Genomic DNA, 26,769 nt, shown 5'->3' on the forward strand with positions numbered 1-26,769 from the left:
TTTAAACACTTTTCGGAAAAACTAGGCAATACTAGAGTTAAACCGATTCGCTCACAAAGATTATGGATACAGCGCTAGTTAGTCCAGAAGCGGTTGCTTTATTGTCACGGATTACTGGGCAAAAGCTCAGTCAACGGCAACTTACTCCTCCCATAATCTTCTTGGCAGCTTTAGTAACGGTTCTGCTGGGAGTGATGTTGGCAGATGGCACAGTTACCGATGAAGAGAAGCAACAGCTACAGGCGATCCTTGACAATTTAACTTCTTCAGAAAGCAAACTAGGTAAATTGGCACAACTCCTAATCAAGGGAGTTAAACAACATCAGGTTTATAAAAAATTAGATCAGTTGACGACACTGACAATCCCGCTTTCAGAAGCAGAAAAACTATTAGTCATTAGCTTTGGCTATAAAATGTTAGCCAATGCTAAATATATAAACTCTCGTGAAACAAGCTACTTGCAATCTATCACCAACCAGTTAGGGGTTAATTCTAAATATTTAGCCGTTCTTGAATCTGGATTCAGTGGACAAGAAACTATCAATCTAGAAGCCTTACAACAATTTTACTCTTTCCTCAACCCAGCTAGCTTTCAATCAGTTGACCCCTTATTTGTTAATGCTGCTAGTTATATCCTAACCGAGTTACCTGCTATACCCCCATACCTCGGCAACCAGGCAGTTAAAAGTTATTCCCTGGAACTGCAACAATTTGCTACTAAAATCAAGGAATCCATTCAAGTCTGTTTAAATGAGCTGGATCAAGCTGAGACTGTTTTGAATACCAAGCCACAAATTCTTGAGGTGGCAAAGCAGGAAATTTTGGAACAGCTTGGGGAGTGTAGTGGGCGTGACATCAGAATCCGTCGTCTAGGAGAGCAGCGCAAGTTACAGGTAGCAGAGCAAGCTAAAAAATCTTGGGAAGAACGAATTGAACGCTTGAGAAAAAAATGGTTTATAGACGCTCAAGAGAAGCAGAAGGAATCAATTGGTTGGGGAGATAAAGATGGCTTTATTAAGGAAATACAGCCAGAAGTTGAAAAATATGATAACTATATTGGGTCTATAATCAAGGAAAAAATACTTCCAATTTATGAAGAAATTGACACTATTAACGTAGAATTGCTTCATCGATGTGTAAACCTTGTAAAACAGCAGCAGAAACAAGGAGATTTGAGTACAAAGATTAACTTGAATTTTTTTAAAATTAAATTTAAATTCAATAACCCTACAGCGCATTTGCCTAACAATACCAAAGTTTTTGATACTCCTATTAAGCCTACTTTAGATGCTTTGGTAAATAAGGGTTGGGGGAATATTTATTGGGAAGAGGTTATTAAGTTCAAAAATGAAGGTATTTCAATAATAGATGAGCTAGTTACTGCAATTTTTGATGATAGGGTTAAATTAGCGACTCAAGCTGTTACACAAGCTATCTCATTCTATGACGACTTCTTAGAGCGACAAGAGAGATATAAACAGGAGACACCAGAACAAGGTGAGGCTGAAAAAGCTTGGATTGCCCAACAGCGTCAAGAATTGGAAAAAGTGCAGAATAATATTGAGATAGTTTTATCAATGCCGTCTTCTTGAAGAAAAAAGTGAGTCGCAATTGCTAGCGTGGGGACAATTTGTTGCGCTGGTAAAAGGATTGCTCGCAACAGCCGTTTTACAACACCTGCACCAAGCCTGCAAACTAGAACAATATTGGTTGCATCACTTTTGACAAAACACTGAATCTGGCTTAAATAGAGTAAAACAAGACTGTTGAATATGAACACTAAACTCGTTGATTCTCTAATCCAAGTTATCCTCTCTCTCTCGAAAGAGGATCGTCATTTACTTGAGGAAAAGCTGTTTTTTGAATCATCAATTCCTTCAACGGGTGACTTAATGCAAATGGCTCAAAAGGGTGGCTCGTTGAACTTCCTGTACGATGAACCCGATTTGTATACTCTCGAAGATGGGGAACCCATATAATGTCTGTCAAAAAAGGAGATATTGTTTTGGTTCCCTTCCCTTTCACAGATTTGAGTACAACAAAGCTGCGTCCGGCTGTAGTGTTATGGGTAGATTCTACAGGTGATGATGTAACTCTCTGTTTTATTTCGTCTCAAAATCTAACTCGTCTCAGTCCAGATGAATTTGTTCTAGATGCTTCAGATTCCGAATTTTCCAATACTGGACTAAAGGTTGCTTCTAAAGTTAGGGTGACACGAATCGTTACTCTTGAACGTCGATTGATTACACGACGTATCGGCAAGTTAGGAGTCAATCAAATTCAGCAATTGAACTCAGTTATGCTTCAAGCCTTTCAACTTTTGTAATTGAGTTTTAATGTGAATGGTACTGAAATTTTGGCTGGTGGGCAATGCCCACCCTACTTAACGTCCTTAACTGGTTATAGCGTTGTTTTAATTATGGCGCTTGGCTTACGTCTACTCTTCCACAATCTCAACCATATCCTCAACCATCACATCAAAGGTGCGAGCTAGCTTCTGGACAGAGATAAAGTCAATCTTTGACATTCCAGGACAACGAGCATAATGCCTCACGGTGCTGTAAATGACGCCAGAACGCTCAGACACTTCCTTGAGTGTCCACCCCTTCTCTTGTGCAAATTCTCGAACCTTAAGCCTGACTTGCCCCATACTTGACAAGTGATTGCATACCGTCATTTAATGAATTAATCGGAAAAAGCGATCGCTCTTCCAAGTCTGACAAACCCAAGAGCGATCGCGCCAATGTCCCATGAAATGGGAAGTATCTTCTATGTTATCAACACATACCACAAAAACGCCCACCTTTGAAGCATCAAAACTCAATTACAAATCCTCCAGCCGTCACCCCCTGGCACGATTTGTCACCGTCGAGACAGTCGCCTTGCTGTTTAGCTGCTCTCCTGACGAGATTTATCGCATCGAATGCTGGCAACATATCGTTTATGTTCACGGTAAAGGGTTGAGCCGTTTCGTCAGCTATGCTGACTTTCCGCCAATCCTGGAAGCCGAACCCCCTACCCCTCAAGACATGGTGCGCTGGCGCAAGCGCTGGAAATCTCAAATTGCCCCAGAGTTTTGGACAATATTCTATAGATATCAGTTCAACCGAGCCAAAAGTGAGTCACAATTGCTAGCGTGGGGACAATTTATTGCTCTGGTAAAAGGATTGCTCTCAACAGCCGCCTTACAACACCTGCGCCAAGCCTACCAGCTAGAACAATATTGGTGGCGTCACTTTTGACGCAGCGCTAACTCTAGCTCAACTCGAGGAAAACCAGACTTTTGTCCGACTACTTATAGGTTTTTGTCCCAATACCTAACAGGTAGGATAGACTCTCAACACAACCGGACATGGTGTAATGTGCCTTTGCTAGCTGGCTATTTGCCTCTCAGCGCCAAATCCCCAGTTGATCAGCCACCCTATAGTTTACCTGCTCGCACACCTGGAATTTTGAGGCGGATACGGTAAAGGCTATTACTGGTAGTAATGTAGAGAGTTTGGTAATCGTCATCGCCCCAGGCTAGATTGGTAGCAAGTTCAGGAACTTCAATCCTGCCTAATAGATTGCCTGAGGGTGAAAAAATCCATACGCCTCCTGGTCCAGTACTGTAAACATTCCCCTCTTGGTCTACCTTCATGCCATCGGGTACACCCTTTGTACTGGGGTCTTTTAATTCAGCAAATAGCTGCCCATTTTCCAAAGTACCATCGGATTTCACATCGAAGACACGAATGTGACCTTTTTCCGAATCATTCACATATAGTTTTTCCTCATCCGGTGAAAGGGCAATGCCATTCGGACCCACAAAATCTTTGACTAACAACGTCAATTTCCCATCCGGTGTCAACCGATAGACACCATAAAATCCCAGTTCCTCTTGCTCAGATTTAATACCATAGGGGGGGTCAGTGAAGTAGATACTTCCATCTGATTTGACCACAAGATCATTGGGACTGTTGAGTCGCTTTCCCTGGAACTGATTTACCAGCGTAACAATTGTGCCGTCTTTTTCAGTACGGGATAGGCGGTGATTACTATGTTCAGCACTGATCAAACGCCCTTCCCGGTCTAGAGTATTACCATTAGCATTACCAGAAGGACGACGAAATATCTCTGTTTTTTGATTCGGTGTCCACTGATAGATAGTATTAGCCGGAATATCACTAAAGAGTAAGAAGCCGTTTGGATGCCAAATGGGTCCCTCTGTAAACCGAAAGTCTCCCGCTAGTTTTTCGACTTGGGTATTGTCATCTAGAATCGCTTCTAGACTATTTGGATTACCCTGATTATTTGATTGTGCTGTAGTTAGGCGGGAGTTTGTTCGAGACCTTGAACATCCAAACCCTAAATCGTTTCTGGCTTCAGTAACACCGTTGCTGGGCGCAATAGTTAAAACCGTAAAAACAAGGCTGTATAGAGTACCTCGAAAGATTAGGTTTTTCATGTCAATGGCATTGATGAAGTCGGTGGACACAATTAAAGTTAACAGTTGAGATTGGGGAACTCTTAACAGGGAACAGGAAACAGTAAGGGTTTGAGGGTGATTTACCCAACTTAATCCAGTACTGTTTTCTTTTTTCCGATTCCTTTAAGGTGGCTACAGCAAATAAACTGGAGACGAGTGATATCCTCCCAGTCTATCGGGTAGAGGCGTGAGGCGTCTCGACAGATTAAGGGATTGAGCGCGATCGCTCTCCCTAAAATGATACAAAACTTAATTTTATCGTCACTTAATTGTCTCCAACTGCATTGTCGTAGACAATTAGGCGTGGTAAAGTTCAATGTGGTGTAAAAGTACAGTAAACCGACCAATTTACCGTAGATTAAATCGGTACAATATAAATCACGGAACTGGAAACAACCACAAGACTGGTAGGAAGACTGGGAGTTTAGGGAAATGGTAAGTGCGATCGCACAGAAAACTCAACTGGATCTAGAGGGGGTCAATCGACAACTCGTCGATGCCGATGCCACCTCAATGGTTAAATGGGCAGCCGAAACCTTTAGCGATGGTTTGGTGATGAGTACCAGCTTCGGCATCCAATCAGCGCTGATGCTGCACTTAGTCACTCGCATCGTGCCTGACATTCCCGTAATTTGGGTCGATACAGGGTATCTACCCCCAAAAACCTACAGATTTGCTGAACAGTTAACCAAACAATTAAATCTAAATCTACACGTCTATCAGTCACCCATTAGTCCAGCCCGTATGGAAGCCCTCTATGGCAGACTCTGGACAAAAGATGATCCCGAAGCGCTAAATTTGTACGACTATATGCGTAAAGTCGAACCCATGCAACGGGCATTACGAGACTTAAAGGCAACAGCATGGCTAGCGGGATTGCGGGCGGAACAGACACATCACCGTCAGACATTGCGTCCAATCGATCTTCAGTCTGGGATTTACAAGGTATTACCCATTCTGCACTGGAGTAGCCAAGATGTCCATGAGTACATCACGGAACACAATCTGCCCTATCACCCCTTGCGTGAACTTGGCTATGCCACTGTAGGCGATTGGCACTCAAGCCGCCCAGTGACGACAGAAGATCAGCACGAACGCGACACCCGCTTCCGGGGAATTAAGCAAGAATGTGGTTTACATCTGCCAAAGACTCAAGGTGAAGCCCAGAGTCTCGATTCCAGTTCGCTGTAAGATAGCCGCTAGTACAAAAAGACAGACGGCAGAAGGTAAGGAATAAGCTGTTCTGCATTTAAACCTTAATGTCAATAATGGCGAAATCCTTGACGTAGAAACCTGGTCGGGGCGGGTTTAGTCACATCTGGATTAGGACTTACGCAACACCTCTATCTGTAGGGTGCGTTAGCATAGCGTAACGCACCATTGCCACCATATATGAACCTGCTATGATGTACCTGCGTAAGTCCTGCTGGATGCAACCGAAAAGATAGTAGTGAAACCCGCCCCTACACACTCTCCCACTCAAAACTTACTTACCTTCGTTACGCCACATACCGTGAAAAGAAAGATGGTAATTCCTTCCCAGAACAGTTTTCTGGGCGCAAGGCTTGCGCCCCTACAAAATTTATCCAATTAGGATTGCTATATAATGGCACAACCTCAATCATTCTAAAAAGCCTTCTTGGATCAGAAACTCTCTAGCCACTTCAGCCGGTTCGCGCTTTTTGCCACTCACTTCATAATTCAGTCGTCGCATCGTTTCATTCGTCAACTTGGGTGCTAACTGATTCAGCGCGTCTCGAATTCCGGGATGCTTCTCCAGTGTTTCTTGGCGCACCACTGGTGCAACTTGATAGGGCGGAAAAAAGTTTTGATTATCCTCTAATACAACCAAATTAAACGCATTGATTTCACCATCAGTACCAAATGCCACAGCGACATCGGCTTGACCTTCACTTAAGGCTTGATATCTTAATCCCGGATCAGCCGGAATAAATTTTTCAAGCTGAAAGTCCCCATAAACTTGTTTTAACCCCAGTAATCCATCCTCACGCACCTCAAATTCTGGTGGACCAATCAGAGTTAATTGACTTGCCTGATCAACCATATCGGAAATTGTTTTAATAGTATAGTCTTTCGCCCCTTCTGGCGTCATGACCAAAGCTTGCGTGTTATTCATCGGTGCAGGTTCTAACCAAACCAGATTATATTTCTCCTGATAACTATTTGCCACAGTTTGATAAACCTGCTGCGAATCACTACTGACCGGACGATTTAACACAGTTAACAAAGCCGTCCCCGTATACTCTGGATATAAATCAATTTGACCACTTTCCAAACCCGCTTGCGCCACGGGTGTTCCGCCTAAATTTAGCTTCCGTTCGACATCAAAACCTTGGTTTTCCAGTACCAAAGCATACATTTCCCCTAAAATAAATTGCTCAGTAAAATCTTTCGATCCGACCTTAATTGCACTCCCACCCCCCTGACAGGCGATCGCGAACAGCATCGTCAACACAGCCAGTCCAATCAGCATAACAGTTCGACGCATTCGGGGCATAAATCTACCAAGTCTCAACATTCTTGTATAGTACCAAGAAACAGATCAGTTTCCGACTAAGTGGCTGCTGATCCAAAACTGAGAGTGACACACCTCATCACTGCTTTATAAAGTAAATATTACGAAAATACCCATATTTTTTTGGCAATTACAGCGGATATTTCATGGAATAGTGCTTTCGGCTCAATGAGCGACTATCTAACCCACTCAGCAATATCTCAAGGTTTTATGCTTAAAGAGTCTTTTTCATCAACTAATCCTTCGTAAGGAATAACAAGTCAATTCCATTCTTTTTAATTTGTCCTGTGGACATCTGGATCACGTCCAGTCCTAATGACCAATGACCGAGAAAGCTATACTGAATTTATAGTCATGCAGAACGGGAGTCCGAATACTATGATTTGTCATAAAAGTTGGATGCTAGCTTGTTTAAGCTCATGGATAAGTCTAATTGGATTAGCCATGTCACAGCCAGCCCAAGCCGAGTCTTGGCTTGTCACAAATTTTAATAATGAAACTCAAATTAAAGATTTGGTAAAGTGTGGCTATGCCAAGGAACAAATTACGCTGAAGGCTCCTGACAAAGAAGCCTTAAATCAATTAGACATTACACCAGGAAATAGGATTGAAGACTATGCCGCAACTCGTTGCCAAGGATACCGCCCACCGATTCCGTTAATGGCGTTAATCCCTCAATCTACATTTGGCAAAACTCTCGATGAATATCCAACATTATATTTTTATATTCCGGACGTAAGTTTAAAAAATGTTAAAGCTGAGTTTAGTTTCTACGATCAAAACTTAAAATCTATCATTTATGAAAAAGAAATACCACTGCACGAAAGTGATAGCATTGTTGCCGTTGATCTAGCCAATGCTTCAGATTTACCCCCCTTAGAAGTGGACAAACCCTATTTCTGGTACTTCAGTATCATTTTTGATCCTTATGACCGCAGTGACAGCACTTATGTCGGCGGTTGGATACAACGAGTTACGCCAACGTCCCGGATTAATCAGGAATTAGACAGAGCTACACCTGAGGCAAAGCCTGCTATCTATGCCAACCATGGGATTTGGTATGAAACTCTCGAAAGTCTAGCCCAGTTGCGTTGTTCCGATCCTGAGAATTCTACTTTAGCATCAAATTGGCAATCTGTATTGCAGCAAGTTGGATTATCCAACATTGCTAGAAAACCGTTGGCGCAATGTCAGTCAGACTTAATAGCCGAGCAGTTCTCAGAATCGACAGAATAACCTGAGTATAGGGGATCACAGGGAAATCATCGACTTTAGCGTTAAGCTAGGCTGGGATCAGTCGTGCCAGATTCATTACAACCAAGACTATGGCGTGGGTATTTTCAGGACAATTAAGAGTTGAGCGGATAACGGTTGCGATCGCGAATTTGCCACCGTCATTGCAAGGAACCAAATTGGTACAGCTTAGCGATTTACATTATGATGGTTTTCGCCTGTCGGAAGCGATGCTGGCTGAAGCAATTCAAGTCAGTAATCAGGCGGAACCGGATTTAGTGCTGTTAACCGGAGACTACATCACCTATCAGCCAGAACCGATTCATCAACTGGTACGGCGATTAAAATACTTGGAAAGTCGTGCTGGAGTCTATGCGGTACTGGGAAACCACGATATTTATCATCACCAAGCTAAAACCACAGTCACTGAGGCGCTAACCCGGATTGGTGTGGGTGTTTTATGGAACGAAATTGTCTATCCGTTAGGGAAGGAATTAGCCTTGGTGGGATTGGCTGATTTTTGGTCGCGTGAGTTCAATCCCGCCCCAGTGATGAACCAAATCGATCCGCAAATACCCCGTATCGTCTTATCTCATAACCCAGACACGGCTGAACCCTTGCAGGAATGGCGCATTGATTTACAACTATCGGGTCATACCCATGGGGGTCAAGTAGTAATTCCCGGATTTGGACCGATCGCCTTATTACTACCTATTCTCCGACAAAATGTGCCTCGACCCCTGCACAAATGGATTCCCTTCCTGAGAGAATGTTATCGAGTGGTCGATCATTGGGAATGGGGTCAAGGAATGCATCAGATTGGTGCAAATCGTATGTATGTGAATCGGGGTTTAGGAACTTACGCACCTGGACGCCTATTTTGTCCGCCAGAAGTTACCATAATTACGTTGGCGAGGGCAAAAGGAACAGGAAACAGGGAACAGGGAATCAGCAAACCAGTATCGCTAGAAACAGGTAACTAATATGTTGGGGTTCATCCGGTCAGATTTGGCTCAATTTACGGCTTACACTCCTAATCCAGGGGGAGATTCGGGTAAAGCCATCAAATCCGTTGATCGCGTGGATGCGAATGAAAGTCCTGATGATTTGCCCGTTGAGTTAAAAGAAAAGCTGACATGGACATATCAACAGGAGATTGAGGCGAACCGCTATCCCGATGGTTCTCATCAAACCCTCAAAGACGCGATCGCGAATTATGTGACTGAATCGGCTTCTCTAGAAACACCCGTAACCTCTAGCCAAATCTCAGTCGGTAATGGTTCAGATGAACTGATTCGTTCTCTCTTAATTGCCACCTGTTTACGGGGAGAAGGTTCAATTCTCGTCGCCAATCCCACGTTTTCCATGTACGGGATTCTGGCGCAAACCCTGGGTATTCCGGTGGTAACAGTTGAGCGGTGTTCGGATACCTTTGAGATTAACCTAGAAGCAGCCCAACGCGCGATCGCCCAATCTGAACATCCCTCTATCCGTGTCGTTTTCGTAGTCCACCCCAACTCCCCCACGGGAAATGCACTCACGGCGGCTGAACTTAAGTGGTTGCGGAGTTTACCCGACGATATATTGGTGGTGATTGATGAGGCATACTTTGAATTTAGCTGCACCTCAGTTGTTAAAGAATTATCCCAACATCCCAACTGGGCAATTCTGCGAACCTTTTCCAAAGCCTTTCGCTTAGCCGCCCATCGGGTAGGATACTGTATCGCCCACCCAGAATTAATTGCCGCATTAGAAAAAATGCGCTTACCTTATAATTTACCAAGCTTTTCTCAAGCCGCCGCCCTTGTCGCCCTGACTCACCGCGATCAACTCTTAGCCGCGATTCCCCACATTATTGCCGAACGCGATAAATTATTAGCTACATTATCAGAGCATCCTGGTTTACAGGTGTGGTCGAGTGCTGCCAATTTTATCTACATTCGCCCTCGCCAACTGGAACAAAATAGCTTAAGCCAGATTGTTCAACAAATGAAAGTCCAAGGTACAGTCATCCGGAATACAGGTGGCGGATTACGGATTACTGTGGGTTCTCCAGAGGAGAATCAGCGCACCTTACAGCGACTGTACCAAACCTTTGAGAAGGATTCGCATTTCGGTTATTCTTGACAATCCGCGCTAAATTTATTGATGCATTGTTTAAACCAAGTAGACTTCAATGCCATCAGGTAACATCCTAACTGCCATAGATGCCCTAAATCGGCTCATCAATGGAATCGATAAAACCACTCTCGAAACCGAACTTATCGCTTCAGGTTGGACATCCACTCCAGCCAAAGGTGGATCGAAAAGCGGTCAAGGTACGATCTGGACAAGCGTAGACACTCAATGCAGCGTCAGAATCATGACTCAACGCGATGGTTCATCCTACGTTCGCGTTTACTAATGATCCTGGAGGTGGCGCACCCGGAGAACAACCCCTAAACTCCTCAGGAAAACCTGGAAGTCGTCGAGACAGCCACTTTATCTTACTCCCCTAACCAAACTCATTCGCCAGACTATGAACTTTGAAGAAATTTGGCAACAATACGACTTTACCGAAGCAGAATTGCTTTCAATGGAGTGGCAATTCCCCTATGATTATATTCTCAACCTCAACTACTACTGGGAACTCAACTCAACCAACACTTATCCTGAAATCGCTAGCACTGACCAACCCTTAAAACTGATCTTGAAATCTTGCATTCGCCTTAACGTACAACTGTACCCAAATCCCAATGAATTAGAACAATCTCCAGCCAACCTTGGTACCATTATTGGCTGGGGAAAAGTCACTCCTTCACCTTGGTTAGAACAACTCTCTCTTTCCCCTAGCGACTGGCTGCATCTATTTTTTGACATCGGTGGAAATAACAAAATTGAAGCTCTTTGCCATTCGCTAGCTATCGAACAATTAGCCCAACAACCTTTAGCACTAACTTCATAAGTCAAAATCTTTTGGCTTCCATCCCTGCTACAGGCGTGAAAGTGCGATCGCGTCGCGTCTTTCTCTTTCCCCAGATATACCATGTCACCAAGGATGGAAGCGATTCGACACCATTGCGCCGATCACCTGAAACACCGTAGGGGCGCACAGATGTGCGCCCTCAATACTTCTTTATCTCAAAGGACAGGTCATTTGCTCAGATTCTTTCTCAAGCTGACGCACTAAGTCTTGATCTCCTTTTGCCCTCGCTACGTTTAAGCGACGTTCCAAGGACTGACAAATATTTTCCAGATGAGTAATGCTGGTTTGCTGGAAGGCTTTTTGGCGCGAATTCTTCAGAAACCAAGAACGAGTTCCAACCATCGTCATCGGTGTCTCGACTGGTCTAGACTTGACAAAACCGGGTTCACCTGTCTTATATCCAGAACCCCGCCACTTCAAATCATGGGTAGGTGGGGGTTCGGGAATATGTCTGAGATAATGAAACCGCCAATTTTGACCCCGATAGGTGCCGCCAATCTCGCCTTCGTTTACGTCTAATGTGGATGGTGTTTCATTGTAATGAACACCCCGATAACAACGTTTCATCTGTCTTGTCTCCCTTAAGTCTTTTAAAAAATGATTTGAATTGAGTGATGTCTAGACTCTAAGCGTCTTAGCTGCGCCGATACGTGACACCTCGATAGGTCAGTTCCGTTGACCCTTGGCGTCCAACTGAGCCTGGGCGTCTCCGGTACAGCTTCGGCTTGTGAATTTTCCAAGTGTGACCCCGGTATGTGCCACCCGTCTCACCTTCGGTTACGTCTGCCATTGATGGCTCTGAATCGTAGTTGACTCCTCGATAATGAAGTTTCATGGTTTACGCCTCCGATTGATTTCCACCACCAGCGAATCTCTGCTTGGGGGAAATGAGCTCCTTGCTCTAATTGGACTGAAAACGCATCTGACTTTGGATAGATTCCTGAATTCAGATAGCTTTATCAAAATATTTCTGTATATATTTTTACATTTTTGAGCCAAAAGTGTCAATTATCCAGAAATGATCACATAAAAGTGGTGATTTCCCACCAATTCCAGTACCGAGGCGATGGGGGAGTAGGGGAAGTGGGGGGAGCGGGGGGAGCAGGGGAAGATGAGGGAGTAAACGAATGACGAATGACAAATGACAAATGACGAATCACCATAAAATACCGCCAGTCTCCATAAAACTGGAAAACTGGCGGTGTCAATTCTCAGATATTCAGTTCAACTGAGGACAGCGATCTATCCTACATCGCAGAACCAACGCCTGCGTAGGCGCCATAGAAGAAAAGACCAACAACGACTAGAACACCTGTTCCAGCAATTGTGGCGACAACCCACAACGGAATTTTTCCACTTCCAGACACGGCTAATACCTCCTAGTTCAAGCTAACGGATGATTGAGTTGAGTTAATTAAAGAAATAACTGGAAAAGAGAATGCCCAAAACAAAAACCAACAATAGACCGAGAAACAGAGAGGTCCGGTTCAGTTCAACTGGCTGGTTATTCGGATTGGGAGAACGCTCTGGCATGGATTTTATCTCCTATCGTTGAACAAATTGCATGGCGGCGATCGCGCCGAGGAAAAAGACGGTGGGAACCGCCAGCGTATGAACCGCTAGCCATCTAACGGTAAAAATTGGATAGGAAACGGGTTGATTGGGAGTATTAGTCATGATTTTTTACAGAAATCTCCAAATTTTACTTTACTTTTTGGTAAATTGATCGATTTGCTTTTTCGCCTCGTAGCGATCGCTCACAATCGGAACTTCCTGCTGCGGTTGCGTGAAATACTCGTTCGGACGGGGTGTGCCAAACACATCATACGCTAGACCTGTGCTGACAAATAGCCAGCCCGCAATAAACAGAGCCGGAATTGTGATGCTGTGAATGACCCAATAACGAATGCTGGTAACAATATCGCCGAATGGACGCTCACCAGTAGTTCCTGACATAAATGATTCCTCCTTCCCAGTAACAGTTATAATTCACTCGACCTTACTATTGTGAAGTACCCCAACTTGCTTCGCTCTTATTTGGGATTTCCAACTTAGCTAAACAAGGACGGTCTTATTCGTCTTTGGGATTTCCCGTCTCATTCGCCGATGCCACGTTGGGCACTTTCTAATTCCTAAGAGAGCAGAAAGTCCAGAACTCAATCTGGTGATGGTCTTACTCAGCGTCCACAGGCAGCCGCCCGTCTTCCACAGGCAGTTATTTTTTACTCGTACAACATAACTTGGCTTATATTTTACCGTAGGGCGTAACCTAACGAACCAGCGGTCATGTTCTTTCTGGCTTTACCGCCATAATCAAGCCGAGATGGCAACCACAGATTTATGAGCAATCAAGCCGTTGTTTTTGCTGGGGGTTCATACTTGAGCAAAACACCTGCTTGACCAATAACAAATCCCTGTTTTGGCGTGATAAAGACAACTTTGTAAAAGTTGGATGGCACATCTTCTACTTCGCGATCTTTGAGCCAAGTTTTGCCACCGTCAAAACTACAAAGCAAATTGCCACTCCCTCCGGCAATCCACACTTCATCGGGAGTTCGGTAGGCTAAATCCAGTAATCCCCAACTGGTAGAAAATTCGGGATAAATTGGCTCCTCCCAAGCCTCTAAATCTTCGCTACCACTAAATTGCAGCATTCCTCCTCGTGCTAATCCCCAGAGACGCCCGTCTTCGGTGAATCCCATATTTTGCAGACGCTTAGAACTGCTGCGTTCATGGGGTTGCCAAGCACTTTGACCCGGTTCCCAAGTGGAGTAAAAGTTCCCCCTAGCTGAAACTGCGACATATTTGCCATCATTGGAACGGGAAATATTACGCAGGACACCCACCGCTTCTTCAACCTGGGCTTTCCAGGTTTTACCTCCATCCTGGGTTTGGTAAATTGCGCCAATTGTGGTTGTCATCTCCGCTGATTTGGGACCCAGTGCCAAAATCGTGTTGGGGTCTCCGGGTAACTTCTCACTTAAGGGAATGCGTACCCAAGACTCACCCCCATCAGTGGTATGCAGCATAATTGAAGGCTCACCCACAATCCAACCTTCCTCATCCGCAAAACTCACGGATGTGAAACGATATTTATTCTCATCCCCAACATCAAGGACTTTCTCCTGCCAGGTTTCGCCACCATCGGTGGTTTCCAGGAGTGTGGAATTGCTGCCAACAAGCCATCCATGACTTGGGTTATCGGTAAACCCAATATCCCGTAGCGTTTCTTGGGTGGGTAAGGCAACCAATTCCCAAGGGTTATAGCCCAAGGGTTCGGCATACTTACAACTAACACACAAGCAGGCGATCGCGAAGACTATTAAGATTCGTTTCAAGGTTTTCATGAAATCGCTCATTGGCAACATGCTGTCGTTTGGCGTAACTGAGACATTGGTGTATTAAGGAATTGCCTCCTCGGTTTAGCGCAGTCCGTATAAACTTATAAAGAAGATAACGCCTAGCAGTAAGGCTCCAAAAATCAAGACATTTTTTTGACCTGGGGTCAAACGGTTCACCCCAAAGCCATAGCTGAGGTTCTCTTGAAACCCAGAGGGGGCACCACTGGCTCCAATATCCTGAAATTGGGGCTTTTTCGCACCGCATACTGGACAACGCCAGTCGCTGGGTAGCTCTTCAAAGGGCGTCCCGGCGGCGATATTACGGTTGCTATCTCCCTTGTTTGGCTCGTAAACGTAGCCGCAAGAGCGGCATTCGTAACGACTTGGCGCTTGTTCCGCCAAAGTTTGCTCGTTAGCTGGTTCGATCATCGCTGGCAAAATTAAGTTGATGCAGCAAATCTTAAAACGTATGTTAAAAAATTTATCATAATAACCGACATTACGCACCAGGGAAGATTGGGAGCTGGGGGAGATGAGGGAGCTGGGGGAGAGTGTGTAGGGGCGGGTTTTACCACTAACGTTTCGTTTTCACCCTGATATAACTAAACCCGCCCCTACCTAACCGTTCAATTATCACAAATGACGTAGCTTGCTTCTTTTCGGGAAGAGAGTAGGACAAATGACAAACCTTTATCTAGATCGCGCAATTCGCCAACTTAATAGAATAACTGGAATTATCCCAACAACAACGATCGCTAATGCGGGTGCAGCCGCTTCTACTAACCGCTCATCTGAGGCTAGGTTATAGACGCGCACGGCAAGGGTGTCAAAATTAAAGGGTCGAATAATTAAAGTTGCCGACAATTCCTTCATTACGTCCACAAACAGCAACATCCCCGCCGTGAGTAATCCCCCCCACATCATCGGTGCATGGACTTTGACTAAGGTACTCGTCGGACTGTACCCCAAGGAACGGGCAGCATCGTCTAAACTGGGCTTAATTTTACCTAAACTGGCTTCTACACTATTAAACGATACGGCAAGGAAACGCACCAAATAGGCATAAACTAAGGCTGTAATCGTGCCACTGAATAGTAAACCTGTGGATATGCCAAATATCGCCTGCATCCCCGCATCAATGGCATTATCCAGTCTGCCAATGGGAATCAGAATTCCGACAGCAATCACTGAACCCGGTACAGCATACCCCATCGCCGCAATCCGCGTGGCTAAATGCATCACCAGGGTTGATCGCAACCGTAATCCATACGCCATAATCAGCGCGATCGCAACACCTAAAACTGCTGTGATCACTGCCAGAATAAAACTATGACGGGCATAGACCCAAAACTCGCCCTCTAGCGTCGTCGTGGTATTTTTTAGCGTCATCTCCAGCAGGAGTGCAGCCGGAAGTAAAAACCCCAGACTCAATGGCACAAAACACGCCAGCGCCGCGCCGATTCCGCGTATACCCTCTAACTGATAACTGGGCAGTTGGCGATAACTGGTTGTGTTTTGATAATATCGTGCCTGACGCCGTGACCATCGCTCTAACCAAATTAACGCCAAAATAAATAACAGCAGAAATGCCGCTAATTGGGCGGCGGCGACTCGTTCCCCTAAGCCAAACCACGTCCGATAAATACCTGTGGTGAACGTTTGCACGCCAAAATACTTTACTGTGCCAAAATCATTTAGGGTTTCCATTAAGGCTAATGCTACACCCGCTGCGATCGCGGGACGGGCTAAGGGCAATGCTACCGTAAAAAAACTGCGCCACGGACCACACCCCAGACTGCGGCTAGCTTCTAACGTACAAACCGATTGCTCTAAAAAGGCTACCCGTGCCAATAAATAAACATAAGGATATAACACCAGCGTCAGCATGAGAATTGCCCCACCCAGGGAACGAATATTCGGAAACCAGTAATCGCCATAACTCCAGCCAAACCCATCCCGTAACGCGGTTTGAATCGGTCCTGAGAAGTCCAAAAAGTCGGTGTAGGTATAGGCTAAGACATAAGCTGGTGCGGCGAGGGGTAACAATAGCGCCCATTCAAACAGGCGAGATCCGGGGAAACGGCACATTGTCACCAACCAGGCGGTTCCCACACCGATTAAACCAACACCACAGCCGACGCCAATCATCAGCCAGAACGAATTTGCCATGTAGCGCCATAAAACCGTTTGCGCCAAATGCTGCCAAATCTCACCTGCATCTGTAAAAATATTGCTCAATACAAATAAGACAGGGGTAGCGACTAAAAGCGCGATCGCTAAAACCGCCAGTGTCCATAAATTGATGCGCTGACGTCGTTTTTTTCTTTGAACGATATCCAGTTTGGGCAGAGTCGAGGTAGATTGAGTCGATTGGTTCATCGTAAATGCGGCATCAGGATCAGAGCGATTTGCCAATTACATTATGCTAAGACTACTGTATTAAGTGTTAAAGATTGTAGGGGCGGGTTTGACCACTATCTTTGGTTTGTGACCATGATTTCACTAAACCCGCCCTGACCAAATGCAATAATTCTTTGACCAATGACGAATGACATAAGACCAATGACGAATGACCAATGAGCCGAAAAATTATCCGCACAACCAACGCCCCTGCACCCGTCGGACCCTATAATCAAGCGATCGCAGCCAGAGGGGAACTGATTTTTGTCGCCGGTCAAATTCCCCTTGACCCCAAAACAGGTGAAATTATTGGCGAAAACGATATCGCCAAGCAGACGGAACAGGCGATGGCAAATGTAGCCGCGATTCTAGAAGAGGCTGGGGTTCAGATGCAAGATATTGTCAAAACCACCGTTTTTCTTTCAGATATGAATAATTTTGCGGCGATGAATCAAGTTTATGCCCGCTATTTTGACGAAGCATCCGCCCCCGCCCGTGCTTGTGTGGAAGTTTCCCGACTTCCGAAAGATGTTTTAGTCGAAATTGAATGTATTGCAATTGTGCCTTAGATCTTGCCAAAATGTGGCATTCCAGGACATTGTAGTAATCGTATCAGTAATTATCCGACACGGCGTACCTTGAGAAAAGGGCGAGTCGATATAGGTTAATTCTCATACCACCTACGATATGCAGCGACTCGCCCCTACAACTGCGATCATCCCAATAATCCTAATAATTCCGATTGCCCCGTTTGTACGTTCAAAAGCGTTAATCAGGATTTATATGATATCACCTCCATCAAAACAATTGTAGGAGTGACCCGCCGCCTTAAATTTACACCACCCAACCCTTAATGTTATCGGGTCGCCCTCCACCAGGAATCAGGAATTATTTAACATCGCATCCATCAAAACAATTGTAGGGGCGACCCGCCGCCTTCAATTTACACCACCCAACCCTTAATGTTATCGGGTCGCCCTCCGCCGAGTACCTTTAGAAAAGAGCGAGTCGAGATAGGTTAATTCTCACACCACCTACGATGTGCAGCGACTCGCCCCTGCAACCGCGATCATCCCAATAATCCCAATAATCCCGAAAATCTCGACAATCCCGATAGTTTCTGAAAAAAGCGACAGATGCAATATCTGAGTCTAAGCTAGATCTAAGGTGGATTCAATCCAACTCAGGTAATGATCAGTCTCTGGTCATTCTGCCACGTCTAGATCCAGATAAACCAGACAACGCTCTCTCATCTATGAAATTCCCTTTTCATTTTATCAAAGGATTTTCCGCCCTGTTTAAGCGCGTTAACCTCTTACTCATCGCACTGATTGGAACTGGGTATTTAGGCAACTATTTCAGTCTATCCCTATTTTTTGGGGTGGACTTTTTATTTGGCAGTATTGCCGTCTTAATGGTGGTGTATTTTTATGGCATATTCTGGGGAACTTTAGCCGCCTTCATTGCCAGCAGTTATACCTACACTCTTTGGGGACATCCCTACGCCATTCTTGTTTTTACCGGGGAAGCCCTGTTTATTAGCTTGCTGTTGCACCGTAAGACGGAAAATATGCTGCTTCTCGCTGGTATCTATTGGGTGCTGATTGGTATGCCTCTGGTTGGGTTATTTTATGGAGGCGTTTTAAATGTTGGGGCAACTCAAACCTGGTTGATTATCTTGAAGCAATCAGTTAATAGTATCTTTAATGCCTTGGTTGCCACGCTAATTGTCACGAATTTGCCATTACAAAATTGGTTAACTATTCGACACCAATCCAACCGACTTTCGCTTCAGCAGACGGTTTTTAATCTCTTTGTGGCTTTTGTCTTATTCCCGGTATTAATTTTAACAGTTTTTAACGGGCGGCAAATTCTCAACACTATTGAATCAGACATTCGTACTGAACTCAACGCCACATCTGCATCCCTCGCCGCCAACCTGAATTTTTGGTATCAGCAGCATTTACATGCAGTTGAGGAAATAGCTGAGATTGCCGCTCAATCTCCAGAGCAACCCTCGGATTTTTTACAGCAAAGTACCGAATTAATTAAACGCAGTTTTGCTGATTTTATTAAGGCTTATGTCACCGATACCAATGGCACAATAATTGCCGCTCAACCCCCGTTCAATCCAGACGGGGAATCAATCATCGGCTTGAATATTGCCAAACACTCGTTATTGGAGGAAACTGCCGCTAGTTTAAAGCCAATTCTTTCCGATGTACATATTGATGATGCGTATCCATTACCTCATGTCGGCTTAAGTGTGCCAGTCATAGTCAATAATCGTTTTCGTGGTATTGCTTATGGCTCCTTAGATTTAAGTCACATTCAGGAATTTCTAAAACTGAATATCCAAGAACGGGGATTACAAATAACATTGGTTGATCATCAAAATAACTTGATTGCCAGTACCCAGTCGAATGTGAGTATAATGGAACCCTTTGATCCGCGTCAAGGCGGTGAAATTCGTGCCATTGATGCTGATATTTTTCAGTGGTTACCCCAAGATCCTGGCACACCAATCATGGTGCGTTGGCGAAATTCTTTTCATATCCAAGAAGTCTCACTCGATCCCGATCTTCCTTGGACGTTAATTCTTAAAATTCCGACTGCTCCTTACATTGATAACTTAGAAGTACTCTACCTGCAAAACCTGGCAACAACACTGCTGATTATGGTCTTAGCATTGCTGGTTTCTGTCCTGTTAAGCCATCGATTAGTAAAACCTTTATTCAAATTAGCACAGGTAACAACTAACTTGCCCCAAAAACTTCTGGATAACACTGTTCCTGTTGATTGGTCTCAAAGCCGAGTCCGGGAAATTCATTCCCTGGTGAGTAACTTTCAGTTGATGGCATCTGTCCTGACTCAGAAATTCCAGGAAATTAAACAGGCAAAAGAAACCTTAGAAGAACGGGTGCAAGAACGCACGCAAAAACTATCACTGATTAATGATGAACTTGCCATCGAAATCAAAGAACGTAAACGGATAGAATCCCTATTACGGGAACGAGAAGAACGCTATGAACTAGCTGTTTCGGGGACAAATGATGGAATTTGGGACTGGGATATCTTAACCAATGAGGTGTATTATTCTCCCGTCTGGATGCGGATTCTTGGCTATGAGGAGAATCCCTTGCCCAACCGTCTATCAAGCTGGTCTGATCATGTTTACCCGGATGATTTACATCAGGTAATCGAGGATATTAATCATCATTTAGCTGGGGAAACCAAGATTTATGAAAATATCCATCGCATCAAACATCGAGATGGGCATTATCTGTGGATTGCAGCGAAGGGGCGCTGTATTCGCGATCGCGACGGCAATCCCTACCGTCTTGTTGGCACTATTACTGATATTACGGAGAAAAAAATCGCCCAAGAACAACTTAAAGTGGCTAAAGAAGAAGCAGAAACAGCCAACCGTACCAAGAGTGATTTTCTAGCCATGATGAGTCACGAAATCCGCACGCCGATGAATGCGGTAATTGGTATGACTAGCCTACTACTGGATACGAAATTAACTGCCCAGCAGGGAGACTTTGTGGATGTCATCCGCAATAGTAGCGATGCGTTACTGACGATTATTAATGATATTCTGGATTTTTCTAAGATTGAGTCAGGCAATCTGACCTTAGAGGAACATCCGTTTAATTTACGTTCCTGTATTGAGGAATCGTTAGATCTGCTATCGTCTAAGGCAAGAGAGAAAGGAATTGAGTTAGCCTACTTAATGGACGCTCAAACACCTGAGATGATTAGGGGAGATGTGACCCGATTGCGCCAAATTTTAGTGAATTTAGGCAGTAATGCGGTTAAGTTTACCGAAACCGGAGAGGTGGTGATTTCAGTAACCTCTACAGCCGAAATGCCGGATGATCAAATCGGTTTACAATTTGCGGTGCGTGACACAGGAATTGGCATTTCCCCAACCCAAATGGATCGGCTATTTAAACCCTTTAGCCAAGTCGATGCGTCAACCACTCGTCAATATGGCGGTACAGGATTAGGATTAGCAATTAGCCAGCGACTGAGTGAACTAATGGGAGGCAGAATGTGGGTGGAAAGTCAAGAGGGTGTGGGTTCGACGTTTTATTTCACCGCGATCGCGACTCCAGTTTCCTCAGATTCAGAACCCGATAATCGAGAGCAAGTATTGACGGATAAACGCCTGTTGATTGTCGAAGATAATCCGGCGACTCGGCAAATGTTGACCGAACAAGCGCAATCCTTTGGTATACAAGTAGAAGCTACCGCCTCAACCACAGAAGCTTTAGGATGGTTAGACCAGGGAAAACGCTTTGATTTAGCGATTTTGGCATCCCAGATTCTCCAGATGGAGAATTGGGGTTTAATTACCCAAATTCGTCAGCATCCCCATTGCCAAAACTTACCCATAATCATGTTAGGATTGATCGGGCAAGTCGAGACACAGCCTGACACAGGATTGCCAAACCCCAGTCTGGCGATCGCCGGATATTTGCATAAACCGATTAAACAGTCCCAGTTGTACAATATCTTGGTCAATATCCTGACTCAGGAGGTAAGTTTACCCAGAAAGACTCGTTCCCATTCATCCAAATATGACCCCACCTTTGCCCACAGATTCCCCTTGAAAATTCTCTTAGCGGAAGACAATGTGGTGAACCAAAAAGTGGCGGTTAATATGCTGAAGCGGTTGGGATATCGACCCGATAGTGTTGCCAATGGGTTAGAAGTCTTACAAGCGTTACACCGTCAATCCTACGATGTGGTACTCATGGATATCCAGATGCCAGAAATGGATGGATTAACCGCAACACAACAGATTTGTCAGGAATTTTCAGGATCTGCCCGTCCTCGGATTATCGCCATGACAGCCAATGCCATGCAAGGCGATCGCGAAGAATGTTTGGCGGCGGGAATGGATGATTATATGAGTAAGCCTATTCATGTTGATGTTTTAAAACAGGTCTTGAGTCAATGTCAACCTCCGACAATGAAGCAGCCTACGAAACAGCCCGTTCTTGATCCAGGAGTGATGCAAACCTTGCAAGAAATGGCAGGAGATGAACTCAGCGAAGTTATTAATTGTTACTTACAAGAAGCGCCGGAATTGTTAGAATCCATACATGATGCCGTTAAGCAAAAAAATACTGAGTTGCTGTATCATAAAGCACACAGTCTCAAATCCAGCAGTCAGGCATTAGGAGTTTTCAAACTTGCCCAGCTTTGTCAACAATTAGAAGCCCTGGGACGGGCGGGTACAATAGGCGAAGCGGAACAGTTAGTCTTACAGGCAATTACGGAGTATCAACAGGTGAAGCAGGCGCTTGAGTGTGAAAGTCAGTAGAGTGCAAGTGCAGTTAGGCTTCGCTCTTGTGACCCGACGTTGTAAACTTTTTGAGAAGTCGGTTAGCCACTTCCCTATCTGTTTCAACCTTCTGCTGTCTGCCCTCTGACTTGTGTTTAAAAAAATCGATAAATATCTGTTCAGTCGCCACCCTCAACCCCGCTTGCAAGGCGCTTGGAATTGCGCCCAAGTCGGATTTTTTATCTTTCCCTGGTTTCCTGCTTTGGGGGCTGTGGGTGTGGGTTTTGCCTTACTCGGAACCTGGTGGCAAGACTATCGCCGAATTATTCGGCGTCCTCTAAACTGGGGACTGGGAATCTTGAGTCTTTGGCTAATTTTCAGCGCCAGTCAAGCCTATAATCCCACCGAAGCATTCCTCGGTTTAGCCAATTTCTTGCCATTCTTAGCTTTTTTTGCGGCATTCAGTTCCTTAATTCAAACACCAGCCCAGCTACGGCGTCTCGCCTGGATTCTGGTGATTCCTTCTGTACTGGTTGTGATTCTAGGTTTCGGGCAGTTATTTCTCGGTTGGGCGCATCCGCCGCAGTTTCCAGCCTTATTGGGTTGGGTATTAGAAGCAAAGGGAAATCCGCCAGGGCGCATGGCTTCTGTGTTCATGTACGCCAATATTCTGGCGGCTTATCTGCAAATTGTCTTTACTTTAGGGTTGGGACTATGGATTGAGATGTTTCAAGCTTGGCGAGCTGGGGGAGCTGGGGGAGCAGAGGGAGCAGAGGGAGCAGAGGGAGCCGGGGGTGTAGGGGCGGGTTTGACGGATAACTTATGGTGTCAAACCGATAACTTAACTAAACCCGCCCTTCCGGGGGAAGTTGGGGGAGTCCTCTTGTTTTTAACTGGAGTGGAAATTGCTAATGCGATCGCGATCATCCTCACTCATTCCCGAAATGCTTGGGGTGGGGTGATTGTAGTGGGTTTGGCTTTTGCACTTTATCAAGGCTGGCGCCCTTTGGTGGGGATAGTAGTCGCTGCGGCTATCGCTGTATTAGGAGCGGCGTTTAGTCCCTCACCGTTACGAGAAGGGTTGCGAATGATTGTTCCAGCTTACTTTTGGGCGCGACTTACCGATCAGCTTCATCCCGATCGCCCTGTGGCGTTGATGCGGATAACCCAATGGCGCTTTGCTTTGTCGCTGACTCAGCAGCGTCCTTGGACAGGTTGGGGATTGCGGAACTTTACGTTGCTTTACGAACAGCAGATGGATCTGTGGCTCGGTCATCCCCATAATCTGATGCTGATGTTGACGGCTGAAGTGGGTATTCCGGCGACAATTCTATTTTGTAGCTTAGTGGGTTGGATTTTAGGGCAAGGTGTTCTCTGGATAAATCAAGCGCGATCGCTCTCAAGTCGCGATCGATTAATTGTCTTTAGTTATTTAGTCGCATTCGGCGGCTGTATCCTATTCAATATGCTGGATGTCACACTCTTTGATTTACGGGTGAATACCTTGGGGTGGCTACTTCTATCCGCGATCGCTGGTGTGGCTGCTTCTAAACCTAACAAAAACAAACTGGAACCCCTGACAAGTGACTAATGACGATAAGAAGCCGTTAACTTTAATTTTTCCCGCCTAGTTACAATTTTTCCAAATAGGTTAATAAATCAGCCATTTCCTGAGGACTCGGCTGAAACTTGGGCATCGGCGGGGTTTGACCACTAATCACCTGTTCAATCAGACCACTTGGGGATCTGTGTTTAGAAATATGCTGTAAGCTCGGTCCGACCTTGCCATCGGCGTGCATACCATGACAATCCGCACAATTAATCTCAAAAATAGCTTGCCCTCGAACTGGATCACCGTTGAGGGACAAAACTTTCTGGATATAGGGATCAGAAACTTGCAGCACCTGAAATCCGAAGATGCCGATGCCGATCACGAACAGTAGGGCGAGTACCACCATGATAATCCGCCGAACTAGGACTTGAGGTTGGTCAAGCTGGTTCTCCAAGGGATCTCCTGCCACGTTGAGAATTTTTGAACAAAGTTGAACTGGACTCACACTGCAACACAGGTAGAGTTACCCAGGAGGATATTAGTGTAACAGATTAGAAAGAAGTATGTCGATTCATAAACATAGCTTAAATTTTATGGACTGAGTACGCAAGCTGGAATCATAAATGTAGTGTAGCCAGCAGTAGGGAAGCGGTTGACTCCCAAATGAGTAGCGATTAGGTCATCTCAGCTAGTAGGATGAGAAACAAGCAAAAAAACTTAGTATTTGGAGAACGATCATGGTTGAACCATTGCTGTCGGGAATTGTTCTAGGCTTAATCCCGGTTACCCTGGCTGGGTTATTTGTCGCAGCGTACCTACAATATAAGCGAGGGAACCAATTGGAATTGTAGTAGAGACGTAGCATGCTACGTCTCTACACTCAGGGCGGGTTTGAGGTATGGTCATCATCAATCGCTTGCATGTAATTCCCTCGCACCCGCCCCGACAAACTAGCTTCCCTGAGCGAAGTGAAGGATCACGCGCCATACCCTCGATTGCCGCGAAGGGTCAAAGCTTCCCCTTGAGGCGGTAAAATACTAAGGCGGTGTTGCCGTATACTTTCTGGCGGCAAATTTCCAGTGTAGAGACGTAGCTAGCTACGTCTCTACAGTCATAATTGTCTTTTACCTTGCCACCTTCGTGCTTCTCTTCTGCCTTAAACGAGTCCTCTGGCTTCAACAGTTGCGGTGTCCAGTGTTTCGGGTTGTATTCCACCGCTAATTCACCCTGATCAGCCAGGAGTTGATAATGCGCGATCGCGTCTAGAACCGGATTGTACAAATCACTGGCGTAGGGGGGATCAAAGTAAATCCGGTCAAATTGCTGATCAGCCAGCGTTTTTAATCGTCCCACCACATCTCCTCGTATTACCTGAAAGGTTTGCTCCGGTTGAGCCACTTGCCGCCAATTTTGTTGCATAATGGAGCAGGCTTTGCCTTTTATGTCAATGCCTACCACTAAAGATGCGCCGCGACAGAGTGCTTCAGCCCCCATAGCGCCTGTACCCGCACAGAGATCCAGCCAACGAGATTGGGCGATCGCACCTTGCCAGATGTTAAATACCGCCTCCCGTACCCGTGCTGATGTCGGGCGGGTTTCTAGTCCAGGTAAAGTTTTTAGCTGTCGGTTGCCATATATTCTCATGAATCATACCAAGTCCGGTAACATCGGTTGTGTATAGTGGGAAAAGGGTAGGGGGGTAGAAGGGTAAGTTTTTGTCCCAATAACTACGGGTATGATAGACGAACTAAACAAAACGATATGATATCAATGATTATACCCTTGAATTAAGCCTTGAACTAAAGTTCAGGCTAAAAGCTTAAACCCGTTAAAACGGGTTGAAAAACTTACTCAATAAGCTCGATTCTTACTTTAGCTTTGATGCGGAAATTTATTTCCCAGCTATGGGAGTCAGCGCCATTTAGTTTAAGTCCAAGCTATTCCTGTTAAGCTGATGTGCATTTAAATTGGGTATTACCTATTCCCTGTTCTCAACCGTTAACGTTAATGAAAGTCTGACTACTTAATTTATAAATCACTTATGCAGTCCTACGAAATTGAAGCTCCTCCCTGGTGGGTACAACGCTGGATTGACTTACTCAATTCCTATCGCTTTAAAAAGCGCTTGGAACGCGCCCGCAAATACGCCAAGGAAGGCAATGTCCTCAGTATTGAGTTTGAAGATCCCCAGGTATTAGCACGGGTACAAGGAACAGAACCAGAACCCTATCAAGTTTCCCTATCGATTGACCCATTTACCGAGGAAGACTGGGGTTATGTGGTGGAAACGATGGCGCAAGAGGCTATTTATTCGGCTCAACTCTTAGCTGGAGAAATGCCGGAAAATATTGAGCAAGTGTTCACCGCTAATGGGTTGAGCCTATTTCCTTTCACGCTTTCGGATATTCATTCAAAATGTAGTTGCCCTGATCCCAAAAACCCCTGTAAACATATTGGGGCAATTTACTATCAATTAGGCGATCGCTTTAGTGAAGATCCCTTTGTCTTATTCCAGTTACGAGGACGTACTAAAGCACAAATTCTGGATGATTTGCGTCATTTACGGAGTACAGGGACTGTAGAACTAAAACCTGATAAAAAAGCAGCGGTTGAGTCCCAATCCAGTCAATCCGCCGTTACATCCAGTCGGTTAGAGAACCAACCAAATGAGGGAGAAGCAGCCGTTGATACCCCAGTTAAACTTGAGCAATTCTGGCAATACGAAGAACCTCTTGATCCCTCTCTGGTTGTCATTACTCCTCCTCCAGACAACCGTACTGTATTGGATGTCTTAGGGACAATCCCCTTAGCAGCGGCTGATAGTCGTGTCATGCAATATTTCCGGGAAGTTTATCAACTGGTTAGTCAACAGGCGATGATGTCTGCCCTGAATCGGGAAACTTAATCCAAGAAGTCTCCAAGGCAGAAGGCTGAATTTGTTTTTTGTTTAGGGTAAGTAGGTTGGTGGAAATAAACTC

At 45.1% G+C, this 26,769-nt stretch carries 31 protein-coding genes; 16 read left to right on the plus strand and 15 right to left on the minus strand.

Translation table 11 applies throughout. The annotated features are described in order from the left end of the window. The first annotated feature begins 62 nt into the window (after window positions 1-62). From RID53_RS07620 to RID53_RS07630, 3 genes are all read left to right on the plus strand, one after another. Complete coding sequence (locus tag RID53_RS07620) at window positions 63-1,592, plus strand: hypothetical protein (RefSeq protein WP_446387543.1); 1,530 nt, start codon at window positions 63-65, stop codon at window positions 1,590-1,592. A 180-nt stretch (window positions 1,593-1,772) separates the two neighbouring features. Beyond that, window positions 1,773-1,979: a hypothetical protein gene (locus RID53_RS07625; protein ID WP_446387544.1), complete on the plus strand. Its 207-nt coding sequence runs from the start codon at window positions 1,773-1,775 to the stop codon at window positions 1,977-1,979. Next, window positions 1,979-2,326: a type II toxin-antitoxin system PemK/MazF family toxin gene (locus RID53_RS07630; protein ID WP_446387545.1), complete on the plus strand. Its 348-nt coding sequence runs from the start codon at window positions 1,979-1,981 to the stop codon at window positions 2,324-2,326. The genes RID53_RS07625 and RID53_RS07630 overlap by 1 nt, the downstream gene beginning before the upstream one ends. Before the next feature lie 111 nt (window positions 2,327-2,437). On the opposite strand, the gene RID53_RS07635 is transcribed toward RID53_RS07630, so the two are convergent. Continuing rightward, window positions 2,438-2,650 (minus strand): helix-turn-helix domain-containing protein, encoded by a 213-nt coding sequence (locus RID53_RS07635; RefSeq protein ID WP_006106080.1) that lies wholly within the window; start codon window positions 2,648-2,650, stop codon window positions 2,438-2,440. A gap of 121 nt (window positions 2,651-2,771) precedes the next feature. Here RID53_RS07635 and RID53_RS07640 point away from each other — a divergent pair, with 121 nt between their 5' ends. Next, the gene (locus tag RID53_RS07640) at window positions 2,772-3,242 is read left to right on the plus strand and encodes a hypothetical protein (RefSeq protein WP_446387546.1); all 471 of its coding nucleotides are present in this window, start codon (window positions 2,772-2,774) and stop codon (window positions 3,240-3,242) included. Window positions 3,243-3,421: 179 nt separating this feature from the next. Here RID53_RS07640 and RID53_RS07645 read toward each other — a convergent pair whose 3' ends face one another. Continuing rightward, complete coding sequence (locus tag RID53_RS07645) at window positions 3,422-4,447, minus strand: SMP-30/gluconolactonase/LRE family protein (RefSeq protein ID WP_446387573.1); 1,026 nt, start codon at window positions 4,445-4,447, stop codon at window positions 3,422-3,424. Between the two features lie 110 nt (window positions 4,448-4,557). After that, window positions 4,558-4,785 carry a hypothetical protein gene (locus RID53_RS07650; protein ID WP_446387547.1) on the minus strand — a complete coding sequence of 76 codons (228 nt, stop codon included), beginning with the start codon at window positions 4,783-4,785 and terminating at the stop codon, window positions 4,558-4,560. Between the two features lie 115 nt (window positions 4,786-4,900). Between RID53_RS07650 and RID53_RS07655 the strand changes: the two genes are divergently transcribed. After that, window positions 4,901-5,659: a phosphoadenylyl-sulfate reductase gene (locus RID53_RS07655; protein ID WP_446387548.1), complete on the plus strand. Its 759-nt coding sequence runs from the start codon at window positions 4,901-4,903 to the stop codon at window positions 5,657-5,659. Window positions 5,660-6,089: 430 nt separating this feature from the next. On the opposite strand, the gene RID53_RS07660 is transcribed toward RID53_RS07655, so the two are convergent. Next, entirely contained in the window at window positions 6,090-6,986 is an 897-nt protein-coding gene (locus RID53_RS07660; protein WP_446387549.1) for a glycine betaine ABC transporter substrate-binding protein, read from the minus strand. A gap of 462 nt (window positions 6,987-7,448) precedes the next feature. Here RID53_RS07660 and RID53_RS07665 point away from each other — a divergent pair, with 462 nt between their 5' ends. The 6 genes from RID53_RS07665 to RID53_RS07690 all read left to right on the plus strand — a co-directional run bounded on the left by RID53_RS07665 (window position 7,449) and on the right by RID53_RS07690 (window position 11,321). Next, on the plus strand, window positions 7,449-8,240 hold the full coding sequence (locus tag RID53_RS07665; RefSeq protein WP_446387550.1) for a DUF928 domain-containing protein: 792 nt from the start codon (window positions 7,449-7,451) through the stop codon (window positions 8,238-8,240). Window positions 8,241-8,329: 89 nt separating this feature from the next. Then, window positions 8,330-9,220 carry a metallophosphoesterase gene (locus tag RID53_RS07670; protein ID WP_446387551.1) on the plus strand — a complete coding sequence of 297 codons (891 nt, stop codon included), beginning with the start codon at window positions 8,330-8,332 and terminating at the stop codon, window positions 9,218-9,220. Window position 9,221: 1 nt separating this feature from the next. Continuing rightward, the gene (locus tag RID53_RS07675) at window positions 9,222-10,364 is read left to right on the plus strand and encodes a histidinol-phosphate transaminase (RefSeq protein ID WP_446387552.1); all 1,143 of its coding nucleotides are present in this window, start codon (window positions 9,222-9,224) and stop codon (window positions 10,362-10,364) included. 49 nt (window positions 10,365-10,413) lie between these two features. Next, on the plus strand, window positions 10,414-10,641 hold the full coding sequence (locus RID53_RS07680) for a hypothetical protein (RefSeq protein ID WP_446387553.1): 228 nt from the start codon (window positions 10,414-10,416) through the stop codon (window positions 10,639-10,641). A gap of 114 nt (window positions 10,642-10,755) precedes the next feature. Next, a complete protein-coding gene (locus tag RID53_RS07685) occupies window positions 10,756-11,181 on the plus strand; it encodes a hypothetical protein (protein ID WP_446387554.1) in 426 nt (141 codons plus the stop codon). Window positions 11,182-11,192: 11 nt separating this feature from the next. Beyond that, a complete protein-coding gene (locus RID53_RS07690; RefSeq protein ID WP_446387555.1) occupies window positions 11,193-11,321 on the plus strand; it encodes a hypothetical protein in 129 nt (42 codons plus the stop codon). Window positions 11,322-11,352: 31 nt separating this feature from the next. Here RID53_RS07690 and pirA read toward each other — a convergent pair whose 3' ends face one another. The 9 genes from pirA to RID53_RS07735 form a co-directional block, all read right to left on the minus strand. Continuing rightward, complete coding sequence (gene pirA, locus RID53_RS07695; protein ID WP_446387556.1) at window positions 11,353-11,769, minus strand: arginine synthesis PII-interacting regulator PirA; 417 nt, start codon at window positions 11,767-11,769, stop codon at window positions 11,353-11,355. A gap of 67 nt (window positions 11,770-11,836) precedes the next feature. Continuing rightward, the gene (locus tag RID53_RS07700; protein ID WP_446387557.1) at window positions 11,837-12,037 is read right to left on the minus strand and encodes a DUF4278 domain-containing protein; all 201 of its coding nucleotides are present in this window, start codon (window positions 12,035-12,037) and stop codon (window positions 11,837-11,839) included. Window positions 12,038-12,449: 412 nt separating this feature from the next. Then, entirely contained in the window at window positions 12,450-12,569 is a 120-nt protein-coding gene (locus RID53_RS07705; protein ID WP_006106138.1) for a photosystem II reaction center protein J, read from the minus strand. A gap of 43 nt (window positions 12,570-12,612) precedes the next feature. Beyond that, window positions 12,613-12,735: a photosystem II reaction center protein L gene (locus tag RID53_RS07710; protein ID WP_006106150.1), complete on the minus strand. Its 123-nt coding sequence runs from the start codon at window positions 12,733-12,735 to the stop codon at window positions 12,613-12,615. Window positions 12,736-12,747: 12 nt separating this feature from the next. After that, window positions 12,748-12,879, minus strand: coding sequence for a cytochrome b559 subunit beta (gene psbF / locus RID53_RS07715; protein ID WP_006106146.1), 132 nt, complete (start codon window positions 12,877-12,879; stop codon window positions 12,748-12,750). A gap of 30 nt (window positions 12,880-12,909) precedes the next feature. Further along, on the minus strand, window positions 12,910-13,158 hold the full coding sequence (gene psbE, locus RID53_RS07720) for a cytochrome b559 subunit alpha (RefSeq protein WP_006106101.1): 249 nt from the start codon (window positions 13,156-13,158) through the stop codon (window positions 12,910-12,912). A 392-nt stretch (window positions 13,159-13,550) separates the two neighbouring features. Continuing rightward, a complete protein-coding gene (locus RID53_RS07725; protein WP_446387558.1) occupies window positions 13,551-14,561 on the minus strand; it encodes a photosynthesis system II assembly factor Ycf48 in 1,011 nt (336 codons plus the stop codon). Between the two features lie 63 nt (window positions 14,562-14,624). Further along, window positions 14,625-14,972: a rubredoxin gene (locus tag RID53_RS07730; RefSeq protein ID WP_006106153.1), complete on the minus strand. Its 348-nt coding sequence runs from the start codon at window positions 14,970-14,972 to the stop codon at window positions 14,625-14,627. A 261-nt stretch (window positions 14,973-15,233) separates the two neighbouring features. Next, window positions 15,234-16,958 (minus strand): ABC transporter permease, encoded by a 1,725-nt coding sequence (locus RID53_RS07735; protein ID WP_446387559.1) that lies wholly within the window; start codon window positions 16,956-16,958, stop codon window positions 15,234-15,236. A gap of 161 nt (window positions 16,959-17,119) precedes the next feature. Here RID53_RS07735 and RID53_RS07740 point away from each other — a divergent pair, with 161 nt between their 5' ends. The 3 genes from RID53_RS07740 (at window position 17,120) to RID53_RS07750 (ending at window position 23,830) form a co-directional block, all read left to right on the plus strand. Further along, window positions 17,120-17,512, plus strand: a complete 393-nt coding sequence (locus RID53_RS07740; protein ID WP_446387560.1) for a RidA family protein — start codon at window positions 17,120-17,122, stop codon at window positions 17,510-17,512. Window positions 17,513-18,198: 686 nt separating this feature from the next. Next, on the plus strand, window positions 18,199-22,278 hold the full coding sequence (locus RID53_RS07745) for a response regulator (RefSeq protein WP_446387561.1): 4,080 nt from the start codon (window positions 18,199-18,201) through the stop codon (window positions 22,276-22,278). A gap of 112 nt (window positions 22,279-22,390) precedes the next feature. Next, window positions 22,391-23,830, plus strand: coding sequence for an O-antigen ligase family protein (locus RID53_RS07750; RefSeq protein WP_446387562.1), 1,440 nt, complete (start codon window positions 22,391-22,393; stop codon window positions 23,828-23,830). Window positions 23,831-23,870: 40 nt separating this feature from the next. Here RID53_RS07750 and RID53_RS07755 read toward each other — a convergent pair whose 3' ends face one another. Beyond that, window positions 23,871-24,245 carry a c-type cytochrome gene (locus RID53_RS07755; RefSeq protein WP_044211069.1) on the minus strand — a complete coding sequence of 125 codons (375 nt, stop codon included), beginning with the start codon at window positions 24,243-24,245 and terminating at the stop codon, window positions 23,871-23,873. A 283-nt stretch (window positions 24,246-24,528) separates the two neighbouring features. Here RID53_RS07755 and petG point away from each other — a divergent pair, with 283 nt between their 5' ends. Next, window positions 24,529-24,642: a cytochrome b6-f complex subunit V gene (petG, locus tag RID53_RS07760; RefSeq protein WP_006106132.1), complete on the plus strand. Its 114-nt coding sequence runs from the start codon at window positions 24,529-24,531 to the stop codon at window positions 24,640-24,642. A 157-nt stretch (window positions 24,643-24,799) separates the two neighbouring features. Here the strand turns inward: petG and rsmD are convergent, their stop codons facing one another. After that, on the minus strand, window positions 24,800-25,435 hold the full coding sequence (rsmD, locus tag RID53_RS07765) for a 16S rRNA (guanine(966)-N(2))-methyltransferase RsmD (RefSeq protein ID WP_446387563.1): 636 nt from the start codon (window positions 25,433-25,435) through the stop codon (window positions 24,800-24,802). Between the two features lie 397 nt (window positions 25,436-25,832). On the opposite strand from rsmD, the gene RID53_RS07770 reads away from it, so the two are divergent. Then, window positions 25,833-26,696 carry an SWIM zinc finger family protein gene (locus tag RID53_RS07770; protein ID WP_446387564.1) on the plus strand — a complete coding sequence of 288 codons (864 nt, stop codon included), beginning with the start codon at window positions 25,833-25,835 and terminating at the stop codon, window positions 26,694-26,696. Window positions 26,697-26,769: the final 73 nt, after the last annotated feature.

The sequence above is a fragment of the Coleofasciculus sp. B1-GNL1-01 genome (genome assembly GCF_040220235.1).
GTDB lineage: Bacteria > Cyanobacteriota > Cyanobacteriia > Cyanobacteriales > Coleofasciculaceae > Coleofasciculus.

Excerpts from the sequence above, each read along its gene's own strand:
- RID53_RS07730 (WP_006106153.1), bottom strand. The coding sequence starts at position 14,972 with ATGATCGAACCAGCTAACGAGCAAACTTTGGCGGAACAAGCGCCAAGT.
- RID53_RS07745 (WP_446387561.1), top strand. The coding sequence starts at position 18,199 with ATGAAATTCCCTTTTCATTTTATCAAAGGATTTTCCGCCCTGTTTAAG.
- RID53_RS07740 (WP_446387560.1), top strand. The coding sequence starts at position 17,120 with ATGAGCCGAAAAATTATCCGCACAACCAACGCCCCTGCACCCGTCGGA.
- RID53_RS07630 (WP_446387545.1), top strand. The coding sequence starts at position 1,979 with ATGTCTGTCAAAAAAGGAGATATTGTTTTGGTTCCCTTCCCTTTCACA.
- RID53_RS07645 (WP_446387573.1), bottom strand. The coding sequence starts at position 4,447 with ATGAAAAACCTAATCTTTCGAGGTACTCTATACAGCCTTGTTTTTACG.
- rsmD (WP_446387563.1), bottom strand. The coding sequence starts at position 25,435 with ATGAGAATATATGGCAACCGACAGCTAAAAACTTTACCTGGACTAGAA.
- RID53_RS07680 (WP_446387553.1), top strand. The coding sequence starts at position 10,414 with ATGCCATCAGGTAACATCCTAACTGCCATAGATGCCCTAAATCGGCTC.
- petG (WP_006106132.1), top strand. The coding sequence starts at position 24,529 with ATGGTTGAACCATTGCTGTCGGGAATTGTTCTAGGCTTAATCCCGGTT.
- psbF (WP_006106146.1), bottom strand. The coding sequence starts at position 12,879 with ATGACTAATACTCCCAATCAACCCGTTTCCTATCCAATTTTTACCGTT.
- RID53_RS07655 (WP_446387548.1), top strand. The coding sequence starts at position 4,901 with ATGGTAAGTGCGATCGCACAGAAAACTCAACTGGATCTAGAGGGGGTC.
- psbE (WP_006106101.1), bottom strand. The coding sequence starts at position 13,158 with ATGTCAGGAACTACTGGTGAGCGTCCATTCGGCGATATTGTTACCAGC.
- RID53_RS07770 (WP_446387564.1), top strand. The coding sequence starts at position 25,833 with ATGCAGTCCTACGAAATTGAAGCTCCTCCCTGGTGGGTACAACGCTGG.
- RID53_RS07665 (WP_446387550.1), top strand. The coding sequence starts at position 7,449 with ATGTCACAGCCAGCCCAAGCCGAGTCTTGGCTTGTCACAAATTTTAAT.
- RID53_RS07635 (WP_006106080.1), bottom strand. The coding sequence starts at position 2,650 with ATGGGGCAAGTCAGGCTTAAGGTTCGAGAATTTGCACAAGAGAAGGGG.
- RID53_RS07670 (WP_446387551.1), top strand. The coding sequence starts at position 8,330 with ATGGCGTGGGTATTTTCAGGACAATTAAGAGTTGAGCGGATAACGGTT.
- RID53_RS07710 (WP_006106150.1), bottom strand. The coding sequence starts at position 12,735 with ATGCCAGAGCGTTCTCCCAATCCGAATAACCAGCCAGTTGAACTGAAC.
- RID53_RS07725 (WP_446387558.1), bottom strand. The coding sequence starts at position 14,561 with ATGAGCGATTTCATGAAAACCTTGAAACGAATCTTAATAGTCTTCGCG.
- RID53_RS07625 (WP_446387544.1), top strand. The coding sequence starts at position 1,773 with ATGAACACTAAACTCGTTGATTCTCTAATCCAAGTTATCCTCTCTCTC.
- RID53_RS07660 (WP_446387549.1), bottom strand. The coding sequence starts at position 6,986 with ATGCCCCGAATGCGTCGAACTGTTATGCTGATTGGACTGGCTGTGTTG.
- pirA (WP_446387556.1), bottom strand. The coding sequence starts at position 11,769 with ATGAAACGTTGTTATCGGGGTGTTCATTACAATGAAACACCATCCACA.
- RID53_RS07640 (WP_446387546.1), top strand. The coding sequence starts at position 2,772 with ATGTTATCAACACATACCACAAAAACGCCCACCTTTGAAGCATCAAAA.
- RID53_RS07675 (WP_446387552.1), top strand. The coding sequence starts at position 9,222 with ATGTTGGGGTTCATCCGGTCAGATTTGGCTCAATTTACGGCTTACACT.
- RID53_RS07620 (WP_446387543.1), top strand. The coding sequence starts at position 63 with ATGGATACAGCGCTAGTTAGTCCAGAAGCGGTTGCTTTATTGTCACGG.
- RID53_RS07700 (WP_446387557.1), bottom strand. The coding sequence starts at position 12,037 with ATGAAACTTCATTATCGAGGAGTCAACTACGATTCAGAGCCATCAATG.
- RID53_RS07685 (WP_446387554.1), top strand. The coding sequence starts at position 10,756 with ATGAACTTTGAAGAAATTTGGCAACAATACGACTTTACCGAAGCAGAA.